The sequence below is a fragment of the Streptomyces sp. NPDC088745 genome (assembly GCF_044751045.1).
Taxonomy (GTDB): Bacteria; Actinomycetota; Actinomycetes; order Streptomycetales; family Streptomycetaceae; genus Streptomyces; species Streptomyces cremeus.
This window is the reverse complement of record NZ_JBIVLB010000004.1, coordinates 84,035-96,914: the sequence shown is the minus strand read 5'-3', so window position 1 is coordinate 96,914 and position 12,880 is coordinate 84,035. Positions and strand designations below refer to the sequence as shown.

Annotated in this window: 12 protein-coding genes and 1 tRNA gene; 11 read left to right on the top strand and 2 right to left on the bottom strand. The window is 73.2% G+C overall.

The annotated features are described in order from the left end of the window. Positions 1 to 19 precede the first annotated feature (19 nt). On the top strand, positions 20 to 511 hold the full coding sequence (locus tag ACIP93_RS13330) for an SRPBCC family protein (protein ID WP_401758068.1): 492 nt from the start codon (positions 20 to 22) through the stop codon (positions 509 to 511). Between the two features lie 122 nt (positions 512 to 633). Here the strand turns inward: ACIP93_RS13330 and ACIP93_RS13325 are convergent, their stop codons facing one another. Then, the gene (locus tag ACIP93_RS13325; protein WP_401758065.1) at positions 634 to 1,410 is read right to left on the bottom strand and encodes a hypothetical protein; all 777 of its coding nucleotides are present in this window, start codon (positions 1,408 to 1,410) and stop codon (positions 634 to 636) included. A 189-nt stretch (positions 1,411 to 1,599) separates the two neighbouring features. Between ACIP93_RS13325 and ACIP93_RS13320 the strand changes: the two genes are divergently transcribed. From ACIP93_RS13320 to ACIP93_RS13285, 8 genes are all read left to right on the top strand, one after another. Beyond that, positions 1,600 to 1,686: transfer RNA gene (locus tag ACIP93_RS13320), tRNA-Phe, on the top strand. A gap of 225 nt (positions 1,687 to 1,911) precedes the next feature. Beyond that, on the top strand, positions 1,912 to 2,592 hold the full coding sequence (locus ACIP93_RS13315; protein WP_345217375.1) for a methyltransferase domain-containing protein: 681 nt from the start codon (positions 1,912 to 1,914) through the stop codon (positions 2,590 to 2,592). Further along, positions 2,589 to 4,064, top strand: coding sequence for a cytochrome P450 (locus ACIP93_RS13310; protein WP_401758061.1), 1,476 nt, complete (start codon positions 2,589 to 2,591; stop codon positions 4,062 to 4,064). Before ACIP93_RS13315 ends, ACIP93_RS13310 begins: the two co-directional genes overlap by 4 nt. A gap of 121 nt (positions 4,065 to 4,185) precedes the next feature. Beyond that, positions 4,186 to 5,205: a hypothetical protein gene (locus ACIP93_RS13305; RefSeq protein WP_345217373.1), complete on the top strand. Its 1,020-nt coding sequence runs from the start codon at positions 4,186 to 4,188 to the stop codon at positions 5,203 to 5,205. After that, positions 5,202 to 7,637 (top strand): MMPL family transporter, encoded by a 2,436-nt coding sequence (locus ACIP93_RS13300; protein ID WP_401758058.1) that lies wholly within the window; start codon positions 5,202 to 5,204, stop codon positions 7,635 to 7,637. The genes ACIP93_RS13305 and ACIP93_RS13300 overlap by 4 nt, the downstream gene beginning before the upstream one ends. A gap of 1 nt (position 7,638) precedes the next feature. Then, complete coding sequence (locus ACIP93_RS13295; protein WP_401758056.1) at positions 7,639 to 8,133, top strand: SRPBCC family protein; 495 nt, start codon at positions 7,639 to 7,641, stop codon at positions 8,131 to 8,133. Positions 8,134 to 8,364: 231 nt separating this feature from the next. Then, the gene (locus tag ACIP93_RS13290) at positions 8,365 to 9,045 is read left to right on the top strand and encodes a flavin reductase family protein (protein WP_401758054.1); all 681 of its coding nucleotides are present in this window, start codon (positions 8,365 to 8,367) and stop codon (positions 9,043 to 9,045) included. Further along, positions 9,042 to 10,373, top strand: coding sequence for an NAD(P)/FAD-dependent oxidoreductase (locus ACIP93_RS13285; protein WP_401758051.1), 1,332 nt, complete (start codon positions 9,042 to 9,044; stop codon positions 10,371 to 10,373). The genes ACIP93_RS13290 and ACIP93_RS13285 overlap by 4 nt, the downstream gene beginning before the upstream one ends. A 44-nt stretch (positions 10,374 to 10,417) precedes the next feature. Here ACIP93_RS13285 and ACIP93_RS13280 read toward each other — a convergent pair whose 3' ends face one another. Next, on the bottom strand, positions 10,418 to 10,810 hold the full coding sequence (locus ACIP93_RS13280) for a hypothetical protein (RefSeq protein ID WP_345217368.1): 393 nt from the start codon (positions 10,808 to 10,810) through the stop codon (positions 10,418 to 10,420). 200 nt (positions 10,811 to 11,010) lie between these two features. On the opposite strand from ACIP93_RS13280, the gene ACIP93_RS13275 reads away from it, so the two are divergent. Both ACIP93_RS13275 and ACIP93_RS13270 read left to right on the top strand, forming a co-directional pair. Further along, on the top strand, positions 11,011 to 11,817 hold the full coding sequence (locus ACIP93_RS13275) for a helix-turn-helix domain-containing protein (RefSeq protein ID WP_401758048.1): 807 nt from the start codon (positions 11,011 to 11,013) through the stop codon (positions 11,815 to 11,817). 294 nt (positions 11,818 to 12,111) lie between these two features. Continuing rightward, on the top strand, positions 12,112 to 12,873 hold the full coding sequence (locus ACIP93_RS13270; protein ID WP_401758045.1) for a BTAD domain-containing putative transcriptional regulator: 762 nt from the start codon (positions 12,112 to 12,114) through the stop codon (positions 12,871 to 12,873). Positions 12,874 to 12,880 lie beyond the last annotated feature (7 nt).

The following is a 12,880-nucleotide window of genomic DNA, read 5'->3' as shown; positions in this document are numbered from 1 at the left end:
CCCGAGAAGGAGCAGCAGGATGAACCCGACGGAACGCCGCTGGAGCGTGGAGGAGAGCGTCTTCGTCAAGGCGCCCGCCGACCGGGTCTACGCGGCGGTGGCGGACGTCCAGTCGATGGCCCGCTGGAGCCCGGAGTGCGTCGCGGTCCGCGGCGTCGCGGCCGGTCCCGCCCGGACCGGCGCGCGCTTCGTCGGCTTCAACCGCAAGGGGCCGTTCTTCTGGTTCACCGACTGCCGGGTGACCCGCGCCGAACCGGGCGTCGACTTCGCGTTCCGGGTCAGCTCCTTCGGGCTGCCGGTGGCCCTGTGGGGCTACCGCCTCGCCCCGGAGGCCGACGGCACCCGCGTCACCGAATACTGGCGCGACCTGCGCACCGGCCGGTACGGCAAGGTGACCCAGGCGATGGGCCGGATCTTCACCGGCACCCGCCCCGAGGTGCGCCACCTCGCCAACGAGGCGGGGATGCGGGCCACGCTGGAGCGGCTGAGGCGGGAACTGGAGAGCAGGTAGACGGCCGGCGGCCGGTCGTGACCGCCGGCCCGCAGAGCACAGCCGCACCGCAGGGGGCGGGCACGTCGATCCGTGCCCGCCCCCTGCGCGTTCCCCCAGGACGGCGGGCCGCGTCGGGCCCCTCAGCGTCCAGCCGCCGCCCCGGCCGGGTCCGCGCCGTCCTCCACGGGCGCCGGCCGGCGTCTGGCCGAGGAGTGCAGGCCCGAAGCCAGGGCCCGTACCACCGCGGACGCGAGACGGGCGTGCCCGCGCGCGTTGGGCGTGGGGCCGTTCCGCTCCCAGACCCCGGCGACGGCGGGGGCCGGCAGACCCGCCAGGGACACGTGCAGCGCGCCGTGGAACTGGGCGACGGTGCGGGTGCGTTCGGCCTGGGCGCGCTGCAGGGCCCCCACCTCCTCCGCGTCCCGCCCGCGCGCCTCGGGTGAACGGGCCAGGCTGAACGGCTCGACCAGCACGACGTCGAGGCCGCGCTCGCGCAACGGGCTGATCACCCGCACCAGTTCCGTGCGGTGCACGCCCGGGTCGAAGGAGGGGTGCAGCAGGTCCTGGCCGGACAACTGGACCACCGCCAGGTCCCCGCCGAAGACCAGCGCGTCCGCGAGCTGGCCGGACCGCACCGCGGCCGACCGGCGGGGCTTGCCGCCCAGCAGGTTCAGACAGGCCAGCCCCGGCTCCCGCCCCCTCAGGGCGTCCGTGACCCGGTCGTACCAGAGACCGCCGCCATACCCCTCGACCCGCTCGACGCGCCGCTGCGCCCCGCCCTCGCCCAGTACGATCATCCGCCGCCAGCGCGCCCCGGCCAGCAGTCGGCCGGTCTCCGCCGCGTCCAGGCAGTGCGGATCGCCGTGTTCGTCCGGCGCGAGACCCTCCGTCGTGCGGGGCCTGGACAGTCGGGGCACGTGCTCACTCCTTCGGTTCGGCGTCCCGGGTTCGGGACGGCCGGTTGCGGCTGTCTACCCCAGCCTGCGCGGAGTGACCTGTTCCGTCGGTGAGGCGCTCGTCTCAGAGCCGTCTAAGCCGAATCTCAGGGGGGTCCGGCAGGATCTGAACCACCGGCGGACGGGGCGTCACCGCCCCGCGAAGCCGAGGGAGAGGTACCCGAAGCGGCCCAACGGGGTTCCGGGGAAACCCGGATCGGGTGCAAGCCCGCGCAGGTTCGAATCCTGCCCTCTCCGCGTCCGCCTCCCGGAGGTCCCGTCCGTACCGGGACCGGCTCCGGGAGGCCGTCGCCCGGCCCGGCCCGGTGCCCCTGCCGGTCGCGGAACCGGCCGGACCGCGCGACGCGCCGGTCCGCGGGGCCACGACCGCCGCCGGCCACAGGACCGCCGCGGACGCGCGTCCCACCCGGCCGTGCGCTCCGCACAGCCGCGAAACCCGCACAGCCGCGAAGGGAACCCCGGATGATCGGCACGCTGCTCAAAAAGCCCCTCGAAGTGGTGGAGACGAATTTCCGGCAGCCAAGCGGCCCCGCCGGGCAGCTCGTCGGGCACCTGATGACCCTCCAGCACCGGTCGCTGACCGTCTGGGCGATCGAGCACATGGACGTACGCCGCTCCCAGCGGGTCCTGGACGTCGGCTGCGGCGGCGGCATGGCGGTCAAGCTGCTCGCCGAGCGGACCCCGCGGGGCTTCGTCGCGGGCGTCGACTACTCGATGGACATGGTCACCCAGGCCGTCCGCCGCAACGCCGACGCCATCGCGCGCCGCCGGGTCGAGATCCGGCACGGCGACAGCGCCGAACTCCCCTACGAGGACGCCTCCTTCGACCACGTCAGCGCCATCGAGACGTTCTACTTCTGGCCCGACCCGATGCGCGGCCTCGCCGAGGCCCACCGGGTGCTGCGCCCCGGCGGCCAGGTGGCCATCACCCTGGAGATGAGCCGGGAGGCCGCCGCCGACCCCTCGCTGGTCCAGCGGTACTTCGGCAAGCACTTCACCGAGCGCTCCGAGCGCGACGGACTGCACATCCTGTCCGGGGCCGAACTGACCGGAATGCTCTCCGAGGCGGGCTTCCACGACGTCCGCTTCGTCTGCGAACCCCGCCGCTCCCTCGGCTGGGTGTGCGCGCTGGGCCGCAAATGACCACGGCCCGCGAGACACCGAGGCCGGCGCCCGCCGGGGCCGCCCCGCACGTCGCCCCCGCCGCAGGCGGGCCCGCCCCCGCACCGGAGGCCGACGGGGTGCCGCTGCTGGGCAACATCGTGGAGTTCCGCAAGGACATCCTGGGCGTCATGCACCGGGGCTGGCAGGAGCACGGCGGACTCGTCCGCTACCGGCTCGGGCCGGTGGCGGTGCACGGCGTCTCCAGCTCCGAGCTGGCGGGCGAGGTGCTGACCGACAGCGCCACGTACGGCAAGCTCGGACCGGACAACCCGCTGCGGCTCATCCTCGGTGAGGGGCTGCTCACCAGCGACGACCACGAGAGCTGGATGCGCAACCGGCGCATGATGCAGCCCATCTACGCCAAGCAGGCGCTCGCCGGGATGTACCGGGCGATGGCCGACTCCACCGCCGACCAGCTCGCCCACATGGAGCGGGTCTACGCGCCCGGCGCCGAGGTGGACGTGCACGGCGAGATGATGCGGGTGACCCTCGACATCGTCAGCCGCTGCATGTTCAGCACGGACGTCAGCCGCACCCGCGACAGCCTGAGTCCGGAAGCGGTGGACGTGGCGGTCAACTTCGCCTTCGACCGGCTGCAGAACCCGTTCAGCCCGCCCACCGGCTGGCCCACCCCGCGCAACCGCCGCTTCCGCCGGGTGATGGACGGCCTCGACTCGATGATGTACGGCATCATCGAGGAGCGGCGGGCCGCCGGGCCCCCCGAGGGCGGCGCCAAGGACCTCCTGGACATGCTGCTGGCCGCCCGGGACGCCGACACCGGCGAGGGGATGACCGACCGCGAACTGCGGGACGAGATCATCACCACCTTCGCCGCCGGGCACGAGACCACCGCGGTCACCCTCACCTGGGCCTTCTACCTGCTCTCCCGCAACCGGCAGGTGCTGCGCCGGGCACAGGAGGAGGTGGACCGCGAACTGGGCGACACCCTGCCCACGGCCGCCGACCTCGCCCGGATGCCGTACCTCCTGCAGATCTTCGAGGAGGCGCTGCGCCTGTATCCGTCGGCGCCGATCGTGCCCCGGCTGACCCTCAAGGACACGGTGCTGGGCGGCCACCGCGTACCGGCCGGCTCACGCGTCCTGGTCAACCTGTTCAACATCCACCGCGACGAGCGGCACTGGGACGACCCCGAACGTTTCGATCCGGACCGCTTCGCCGCCGCGCGCAAGAAGGGACGCCACCGGTTCGCGTACCTGCCCTTCGGCGCAGGCCCGCACCTGTGCATCGGCAAGCACTTCGCGCTCATGGAGGCGCACCTGCTGCTCGCCGCGCTGATCCGGCGCTACGAGTTCCGGCACGTGCCCTCCCACCGAGTCGTCAACCACGCGACCATCACCCTGCGCCCCAAGTACGGCATGGAGATGACCCTGCACGAGCGCCGGCCTTCCAGGGCCCGCCGACCGCTGGGCGATGACCCCGCCGCCGACTGACCGTCAGGGGCGCGGAACCCGCCGCTGACCGACCGCCAGTTCACGGTCCCGCAGACACCGACCGCCCCCGCGGCCCGCCGGGGCGACCACCGCACGCCGGCCGACCGGAGGAGACGCACCCGTGCACACCGACTACACCACCGCCGACGCCCTCACCCTCAACCGGACGCGGTACCGGCCGGGCCAGACCGAGGGCCACTACGAGAGCTTCTACCAGCGCGGCAACCACCCCACCGAACCCAGGGCGTTCTGGATCCGCTACACGATCTTCAGCCCGGCGGGGATGCCCGACGCGGCCATCGGCGAGCTGTGGGCGGTCTACTTCGACGGCGTGACCGGTGAACACGTGGTCGCCAAGGAGGAGTACCCGATCGCGGAGTGCGCCTTCGACCGCGACACCTTCGGCGCGCGCGTCGGCGACCGCGTGCTGGAACCCGGCGCGCTGCGCGGCGAGTCGGTGGGCACGAACGGCTCGATCGCCTGGGACCTGACGTACAAGGGCGACGAGCCTCCGCTGCTCCTGCTGCCGCCGGGCATGTACGAAGGGGGCTTCCCCAAGGCGAAGAGCCTGGTCGGCGTGCCGCTCGCGGTGTACGACGGCACGCTGACCGTGGACGGCAGGACCGTGGACGTGGACGGCTGGACCGGAAGCCAGAACCACAACTGGGGCAGCCGTCACACCGACTACTACGCCTTCGGCCAGGTCGCCGGATTCGACGACGCGCCGGACAGCTTCCTGGAGATCGTGACCGGCCGCACCCGGCTGGCCGGACCGGTCACCACCCCCATGGTGACCTTCCTGGTGCTGCGGCACGAGGACCGCGAATACTCCCTGGTGGCCCCGCGCCGGGCGCTCACCGCCAAGGCCGACTTCGGCTACTTCTACTGGGACTTCGCGGGCGGCGACGACACGGTGGACATCCGCGGCCGCTTCGACGCCAGGCCGGAGCACTTCGTGGGACTGAACTACTACAACCCGCCGGGCGGCATCAAGCACTGCCTCAACACCAAGATCGCCGCGTGCGAGGTGGAGATCACCAACAAGATCACCGGCCGCACCGCGCGGATGCACACGGCCAACCGGGCGCTGATGGAGATCCTGACCGACGACCGCGACCACGGAATCACGATCCGCGCATGACCGAACAGACCACCCGGGTCGCCGCCGGACCCCCGGCCGACCGCGACCCGGGTCCGCGCGAGGCCCTGGGCACGGCGTCCCGGGCGGCCGACGCCACCGCCCGGTTCACCCGCCGCAGACGTCGGCCGCTGCTGGCCGCCTGGCTGCTGCTCCTGGTGGTGGCGGGCTTCGGCGCCACCCGGCTCGCCGACGCGCTCAGCGGCGGCGGCTGGTTCGTGGCGGGCTCCGACTCCGCCGCCGCCGCCCAGCGGGTGACGCAGGGCTTCCTGGGACGCGGCGCCACCTCACTGACCCTCGTCGTCGAGGACACCCGCCACCACCAGGGCGAAAGCGCCTTCGACAGCCGGGTGCGGGACGCGGTGAACCGGGTCTCCCGGGACCCCGGCCTGAAGATCTCCGGAACCCACGGCTACACCACGCTCAGCACGGAGCAGGCCCGCGCCGCCTTCCTCGGCGAGGACCGCCGCACCGCGCTCGTCCGCATGGGCTCCGCACTCGACGACGGCACCGCCCGCCGCGTACTGCCCGCCATCCAGGCCCAGTTGAGCGACGCGTACGAACCCCAGGGCCTGCGGGTCTCCCTGGTCAGCCAGGCCGCCCTGTGGGGCGAGGTCAACCACCTCAGCGAACGCGGCCTGCTCCGGGCCGAGTTGATCACCCTGCCGATCATCGCGCTGGTCCTGCTGCTGCTCTTCCGCAGCGTGGCCGCCGCGCTCGTCTCCCTGCTGGTCGGCGTCACCTCGGTCGCCTTCACGCTCGGGCTGCTCGCCGTGCTCGCCCGGCACACGGAACTCTCCGTCTTCGTCCAGAACGCCGCCACCATGCTGGGCCTGGGCGTCGGCGTGGACTACTCGCTCTTCGTCATCATGCGCTTCAAGGACGAGCTGCGCGCCGTGGGCCCCCGCCCGGACGCCGACGCGGTGGAACACGCCGTCGCCCGTACCCTGCGCACCTCCGGCGAGACGGTGGTCGCCTCCGGGATCACCATCGTCGCCGCCATGTCCACGCTCTTCCTGGTGGACCTGAACGTCATCTGGTCGATGGCGCTGGGCGCCGTCGTCGTGGTGGCCTTCTCCATCCTGGCGAGCGTCCTGCTGCTGCCGGTCCTGCTCCACCTGCTGGGCCCCCGCATCGAGTGGGGGGCGCTGGGCCGGCGCGGACCGGCGCGCACGACGGCCGCCCGGCCGAGCCGCTGGGCGACGGTCAGCCACGCGGTGATGCGCAGGCCGCTGCTGTTCCTCGCGGTCAGCCTGACCGCGCTGGGCGTGCTGGCAGTGCCCTCGCTGAAGCTGGAGACCTTCACCCCCGACGCCCGGGTGGTGCCCACCGGGGCGGCCGTCCGCGAGGGGTACGACACCGCCAAGGACCAGTTCGGCGTCGGCAGCGCCGCCCCCATCCAGGTGGTGGTGGAGTCGGACGTGCCGCTGTGGGAACGCGACGCCCCCGCCGCCGCCCGGCTGGTCGCCTTCCACGACGCCCTGGCACGGCTGCCCGGAGCCCAACGGGTCGATTCGGTGGTCGCCCCGCTGCGGCAGGTGAGCCCCGAGCGGCCCTTCGCCGCCCTCGCACCGGCGGCGGCCACCGCGCTCCCCGCCGACCTGCGGTCGTCCGTACGGCACTTCGCGACCGGCGACGGACGCGCCCTCGTACTGGAGGTGGTGGGCGAGGACACCGCGTCCTCCGAATCGGTGCGCGGCCTTCTGGAGTCGGTGCGCACGACGGCGGACGCCTTCGCCGCCGGGGACGGCTGGCGGGTGCACACCGGCGGGGAGACGGCCGAGGGCGTGGACGCCAACGAGGTGATCTCCGACAGCCTGCTGCCGGTCGTCGCCACCATGCTCGCCGTCATCTACCTGCTGCTGCTCATCACCTTCCGGTCGGTGTTCCTGCCGCTGTCGGCGATCCTGATGAACCTGGTCTCGATGGCCGCCACCTACGGAGTGCTGGTCCTCGTCTTCCAGGAGGGCTGGGGCAGCGGCGTCCTCGGCTTCGACACCAGCGGATACCTCACCAACTTCGTGCCGGTGCTCCTGGTGACCCTGCTGTTCAGCCTGAGCACCGACTACGAGGTGTTCCTGCTCAGCCGCATCCGCGAGGACTACGTGGCGACCGGCGACGGCACCGGGAGCGTGGCCCGCGGCATGGCCGCCACCGCGCCGCTGATCTCGGGGGCCGCCGTACTGATGGTGGCGGTCTTCACGGCGTTCGCCTTCACCGGCATCCTTCCCATCCAGCAGATAGGCATCGGCATGGCCGTGGCCATCGCGGTCGACGCGACCGTCATCCGGCTGCTGCTGGTGCCGGCCTCCATGCGGCTGATGAACCGGTGGAACTGGTGGATGCCCGGCCGCAAGGACGTCGGCCGCGGCGCTTCCCGCCGGCCCACGGCGGACCAGCCCGCGACGGACCAGCCCGCGATGTCAAAGGAGTGACATGCAGAGCGACCTGACGACTGAACCGAGAGTGGCCGAACGGCTGACCGTCGCGGTGCCCGCGCACACGGTGTGGGCGGCGGTCAGCGACGTGCGGCGGATGGGGGAATGGAGCCCGGAGTGCCGGGGCGCCTGGGTGCCGGGCCGGGCGGGCGCGCTGCGCCCCGGCAGCCGGTTCCTGGGGCGCAACCGGGCGGCCTGGCTGCCCTGGGTGACCGTGTGCCGGGTGGTGGAGTCCGTACCGGGGAAGCTGTTCGCGTTCGACGTCAGCTTCTTCGGCGTCCCGCTCTCCCGCTGGGTGTACCGCTTCGCGGAGACGCCCGGCGGCTGCGAGGTCACCGAGGAGTGGCACGACCGGCGCCGCGGACTGCCCGGCAAGCTGCTCACCGCCACCGCACCGCTGCTCACCGGGGTGGTCCGGCGCCCGGCCCGCAACCGCCGCACAGTGCGGACCACGCTGATCGCCTTGCGCGACACGCTCGAAGGGCGGCGGTGACAAGCGCGCCGCCCGGCTCGCACGGGCGGCGGTGAGAGTGCCGCCGCCCGGCCTCACGCCTGCAGTTCGACCAATCGCCCGGCCCTCACGCCTTCGGCCCGGTCCCGTACCCCGCCCCGGAACCCTGCCGGCCGGTCGGGGGCGCCCCGCGCCGCCCCTCCGGCGCCCGCCCGCACGCCGTCCGTCCCCGCCCCTCCCGTACCGCACTTCCCTTCACGAAGGAGCCCTGTGATGCGCCAGGTCACCGTCGGGGCCACCCCCGGCGAGCACGCAGCCGCCGGACCGCCCCAGGGGTCCGCCGCGCCCGGGGACGCGGGCCCGCCCGAGAAGGAGGCCGCCCCGTCGGACACCGGTCCGTCGTCGGTCACGGCCCCGGAGCTGGACTGCCGTGCCTTCTACGCGCGGATGGCGGGCGGTGTCACGGTGGTCACCGCCCAGGGGCCCGCCGGGCCCGCGGGCAGCACCGTCTCGGCGGTCACCTCGCTCTCCGCCGACCCCCCGCTGCTCCTGATCTGCCTGGGCAACGCGTCCCGGACCCTGGCGGTGGTCGAGGCGAGCGGCCGGTTCGCGGTCAACCTGCTCGCGGAGTCCCAGCGGGCCCGGGCCGATCTCTTCGCCGACCCCGCGGTGGGCGCCGCGGAACGGTTCGCCGCCACCGGCCACCGGCGTGAACTGGCCGTCCCCGTCCTCGCGGACACCCTGGGCTGGGCCGTCTGCCTGGTCGAGGACGTCCGCCGCTACGGGGACCACAGCCTCGTCGTCGGCCGGATCGCCGCCGCCCACACCGCCGTCGGCCGCCCGCTGCTCTGGCACGACCGCGCCTTCGCCTCCCTCGGCGGCGCGCCCGTCGCCGCCCCCGCTCTCGACGGTGCGCCCGTCGTCGCCACCCGCCCCGTGAGGGAGTCCTCATGACCCGACCTTCCGCAGGCCGCCCCCTCTGGGACGCCGTGACCGCGAGCCCGGCGGCGGAACCCCCCGCCACGCCCGCGGCACCGGCCCGGGTACGCGGAGTGCTGGACGCGGACGTGACCGTGGTCGGCGCCGGACTCGCCGGACTGTCCACCGCCTACCACCTGGCCGCGCACGACCCGGGACGGTCCGTCCTGGTCGTCGACGCCGAAGGACCGGCCGCCGGAGCCAGCGGACGCGGCACCGGGCTGCTGGGGCCGAGGGTGGGGCCTTCGGTGGACCAGGCCGTGCGCCGGTTCGGACCGGACACGGCCCGCCGGATGTACGCCGCGAGCACGGCGGCGGTGGAGCGCGTACGGGAGCTGTCGGCCGAACTCGGCGTGGACACCGGTCCCCGGGACGCCGCCCAGGTGGTGGCCACCCGCACCGCGGCGGGCCTCGCGTCGCTCGCCCGGCAGGCCGCCGCGTACCGGGAACTCGGCCTGGACGTGCCCGTGCTGTCGGCCGCGGAGATCGGAGCCCTCGTGGAAGTGCCCCGCCACGCGGGCCTGCGCTACCGCGCGGCCACGCTCGACCCCGCGGAGCTCAGCCGCGCGCTGGCCGCCGCCTGCGCCGCCAAGGGCGTCCGCTTCCTCGGCAACAGCCCGCTGCGCGCGGTCCGCGCGGAGACCTCCGGCGGGGTACGGCTCGTGTTCCCCGGCGGTACGGTCCGCTCCCGGAAGGCGGTGCTCGCGGTGAACGCGGCCGCGGGCTCCCTCGGCCTGCCGGTCGGCACGGTCCTTCCGCTGTCGGTGCACGCCGTGGCGACCGCCCCGCTGCCCGCCGACGTCCAGCGCGCGCTGGGCGGCGACACGCGCTGCGCGCTCATCGACGCGCACCCGCTCGGCGACTACTTCCGGCTCACCCCCGACGGCCGGCTGGTGTTCGGCGGCGGGCGGCCCGTACTGGCGCCGGTGTCGGACGGCTCCGCCGCGACGGCGGTGTGGGCGGGGCTGGAGCAGCGGTTGCGCCGGTTGCACCCCGCGCTGGCCCGGGCCGAGGTCACCCACCGCTGGGCGGGCCGGATCGGCATGACCGGCGACGACCTGCCGGTGGTCGGCCCGCTGGCCGGGCTCCCGGACGTCTGGTACATCGGCGGTTGCTGTGGTCACGGTCTGGCCATGTCGGTGGCCCACGGCGCCCATGTGGCGGAGGTGCTCTGCGGCGGTTCCCCGGAGCTCCTGCCCTGGCACCGCTCGCGGGCCCCGAAGCTGCCGCTGCCCGCCCCGGTCCGGCCCCTGCTGCGGGCGGGCCTGTCCCGGATGGCGCGGGCCGCCCGCCGCGAGGCGTGAACAGCTCCCGTGGCCGGGGCGGTGTCCGCCCCGGCCACGGGAGTTCAGGCGTTCTTCCGCCAGAGCAGTACCGCGGCGACGGCGAGCAGCGCGATCGCCGCGATGTCGATCCTGGCCACGCGCATGGTGGCGCTGTTGAGGGCGGGCGTGGCGTACGCGAAGAGCAGGAACGTGCCCATGCTGACACCGCCCGCGACCATGGCGGGAACCCGCAACTGCGGGAGGAAGGCGGCACAGAGCAGACCGATGCCGACCAGACCGAGCAGGACGGCGCGATGCCTCAGCAGCACCGTCAGGTCGGCGGAGCCCGCTCCGTCCCCGATCGTTACGCCGTAGGCGGTGCTGATCTGGGACGGTGCCACGGCGACGAAGCCGGGCAACAGGTTCACCGCCCCGACGATGACCAGCAGGGCAGTGAGGGCACGCTCGATCCACATGGTGTCGTCTGTCCGTTCGCAGGGAGCCGGGGCGGGAAGTCGGTTGCGGGAGAAGAAGGGCCGGGCGGTCCGTGGCCGGCGCGGGAATGCGCCCGCCGGATGTGGAGGGCGGACAGCACGAAGGGACGCCCGCCCGCGGCGCGGGGCACGCGGGGAGGAACCCCGGCCGGGATGGGCGGAACAGTGATTAGCATGACCGCATGGGACCTGCGCTGCTTTCAGAAACGTGTCGTGACCAGGCGGCGTTGTGGTTGTGGCCGGGCCAAGCCCTTTATCTCGGGCCCTCGTTGAACCTCGGCTTCCACGCGGGCGCGGTGAGCTGTCTGGCGGTCGGGGTGGACGCCGGGTTCACGCTGGAGCTGGAGGACGGCGCCCGCCTCAAGGCGCGTACGGCTCTGGTCGGCGCCCGGGTCAGGCACCGGATCGTGGCGGACGGCGCCCGGATGGCCTTCTGCTACCTGGACCCGGCCTCCACCAGGGAGCGGGCCTGCCACTCCCTGATGGCCGAGGACCACGGCGAGGTGGCCCTGGGGCACCGTCACGAGGCCGAGTTGACCGCGGTCGCCGCGGGGCTGGCCCCCGGCGCACCGCCGGCCGACTTGCGCCCCTGGCTCGACCTGGCCGGTCCCGACCGGCTCTCCGGACGCAGGGACCCGCGCATCCGGCGGGCTGCCGACCGGCTGGCCGATCCCGCCGAACCGCACCTCTCCGCCGCGGAGTTGGCGGCGGACGTCGGGCTCTCCGTCTCGGCCTTCCTCCGGCTCTTCCGGGCCCAGACCGGCACGACGTTCCGGCGTTACCGGCTCTGGGCGCGGATGCTGCGGGTGGCCGTCCTGCTGGAGACCTGGCCGGATCTGAGCACGGCCGCCGTGGAGGCGGGCTTCGCGAGTCCGTCACATTTCAGCAGCACGTTCCACGGCATGTTCGGGCTGCGGCCGAGCGCGCTGTTCTCCCAGCGTGTGGCGGTTTCGTGGGCCGAGAAGCCGGGACAAGTAACCGCACAGTAGGGGTCAAGTTACCGATAGTAAGCGACTCGGGTCCCGGAAAAAGCAAGCGGACGACAAGAAACGTGCGTAAGGATGCCCATCGCTGAGACCGCGGACCACTGCCGGGAGGCAACCCGACCACGACGCGCCTCGCGTGCCCCGGGCGCACGTTCCACTGCGGACGACCTGCCGCAGTGCGACCCCGACGCCCGCCCGGAAGCCGGTGCCAATTTCTCGCCCTTTCACCTTTCCGACCCCTTTGCGTGATGCACTGCAGTGCGACCCGAACATCTGAGTCCCTCACGGAGTCTCCACATGAGAATCAGCATCCTCGGCCCTCTCCAAGTGCGCGACGAAACAATGGAAATCCGAATACCCGGAGAAAAGTTGAGGGCCATTCTCGCCGTTCTCGCGCTGTCCCCGGGACACCCTGTGTCACGCAACAGCCTGATCGACGAATTATGGGGGGAGGAGCCGCCCAGCAATGCCGAGAATTCCCTCCACGGTCACATAGCCAGGCTCCGCCGGGTGCTTTCGGCCCACAGCGGGAAGCCCGACATGCGCGAGATCATCGAGACCTCGCCGGCCGGCTACGCCCTCACCGGCTCCCGCGTCGAGGTGGACGCGGCCCGGTTCGAGGCGCTGGTCAAACAGGCCGAACTCTGCCCGGAAAGCGAACTGGAGGTGGCGGCCGGCCTCCTCACGGAGGCGACGGAGATGTGGCGGGGGGCGGCCCTCGTCGACACCGGGCAGGGCGTGATCTGCCGCATGGCCTACACCCGGCTCCAGCAGACCCGGATCACCGCCTGCGAAAAGCTCTTCGACGTCAAACTGAAAATGAACCACCACCGTGCGATGATTTCCGACCTGGAACAAATGCATTCCATGTACCCCTTCCACGAGCGGTTCTGCGCCCAGCTGATCACGGCGCTGTGCCGGTCGGGCCGACAGGCGGACGCACTCGACGCGTACAGCCGCATGTGCGACCGTCTTTCGCACAGCCTGGGGCTTGACCCGGGTCAGGAACTGAAGAGCAAATTCTACGGAATTCTGCGCCAAGACCCGGCCGTCGTGTGACGAAGGA

Bases quoted from the DNA above. Each gene is read 5' to 3' on its own strand.
- ACIP93_RS13285 (WP_401758051.1), top strand. From the start codon at position 9,042: ATGACCCGACCTTCCGCAGGCCGCCCCCTCTGGGACGCCGTGACCGCG.
- ACIP93_RS13290 (WP_401758054.1), top strand. From the start codon at position 8,365: ATGCGCCAGGTCACCGTCGGGGCCACCCCCGGCGAGCACGCAGCCGCC.
- ACIP93_RS13275 (WP_401758048.1), top strand. From the start codon at position 11,011: ATGGGACCTGCGCTGCTTTCAGAAACGTGTCGTGACCAGGCGGCGTTG.
- ACIP93_RS13310 (WP_401758061.1), top strand. From the start codon at position 2,589: ATGACCACGGCCCGCGAGACACCGAGGCCGGCGCCCGCCGGGGCCGCC.
- ACIP93_RS13315 (WP_345217375.1), top strand. From the start codon at position 1,912: ATGATCGGCACGCTGCTCAAAAAGCCCCTCGAAGTGGTGGAGACGAAT.
- ACIP93_RS13300 (WP_401758058.1), top strand. From the start codon at position 5,202: ATGACCGAACAGACCACCCGGGTCGCCGCCGGACCCCCGGCCGACCGC.
- ACIP93_RS13295 (WP_401758056.1), top strand. From the start codon at position 7,639: ATGCAGAGCGACCTGACGACTGAACCGAGAGTGGCCGAACGGCTGACC.
- ACIP93_RS13280 (WP_345217368.1), bottom strand. From the start codon at position 10,810: ATGTGGATCGAGCGTGCCCTCACTGCCCTGCTGGTCATCGTCGGGGCG.
- ACIP93_RS13330 (WP_401758068.1), top strand. From the start codon at position 20: ATGAACCCGACGGAACGCCGCTGGAGCGTGGAGGAGAGCGTCTTCGTC.
- ACIP93_RS13270 (WP_401758045.1), top strand. From the start codon at position 12,112: ATGAGAATCAGCATCCTCGGCCCTCTCCAAGTGCGCGACGAAACAATG.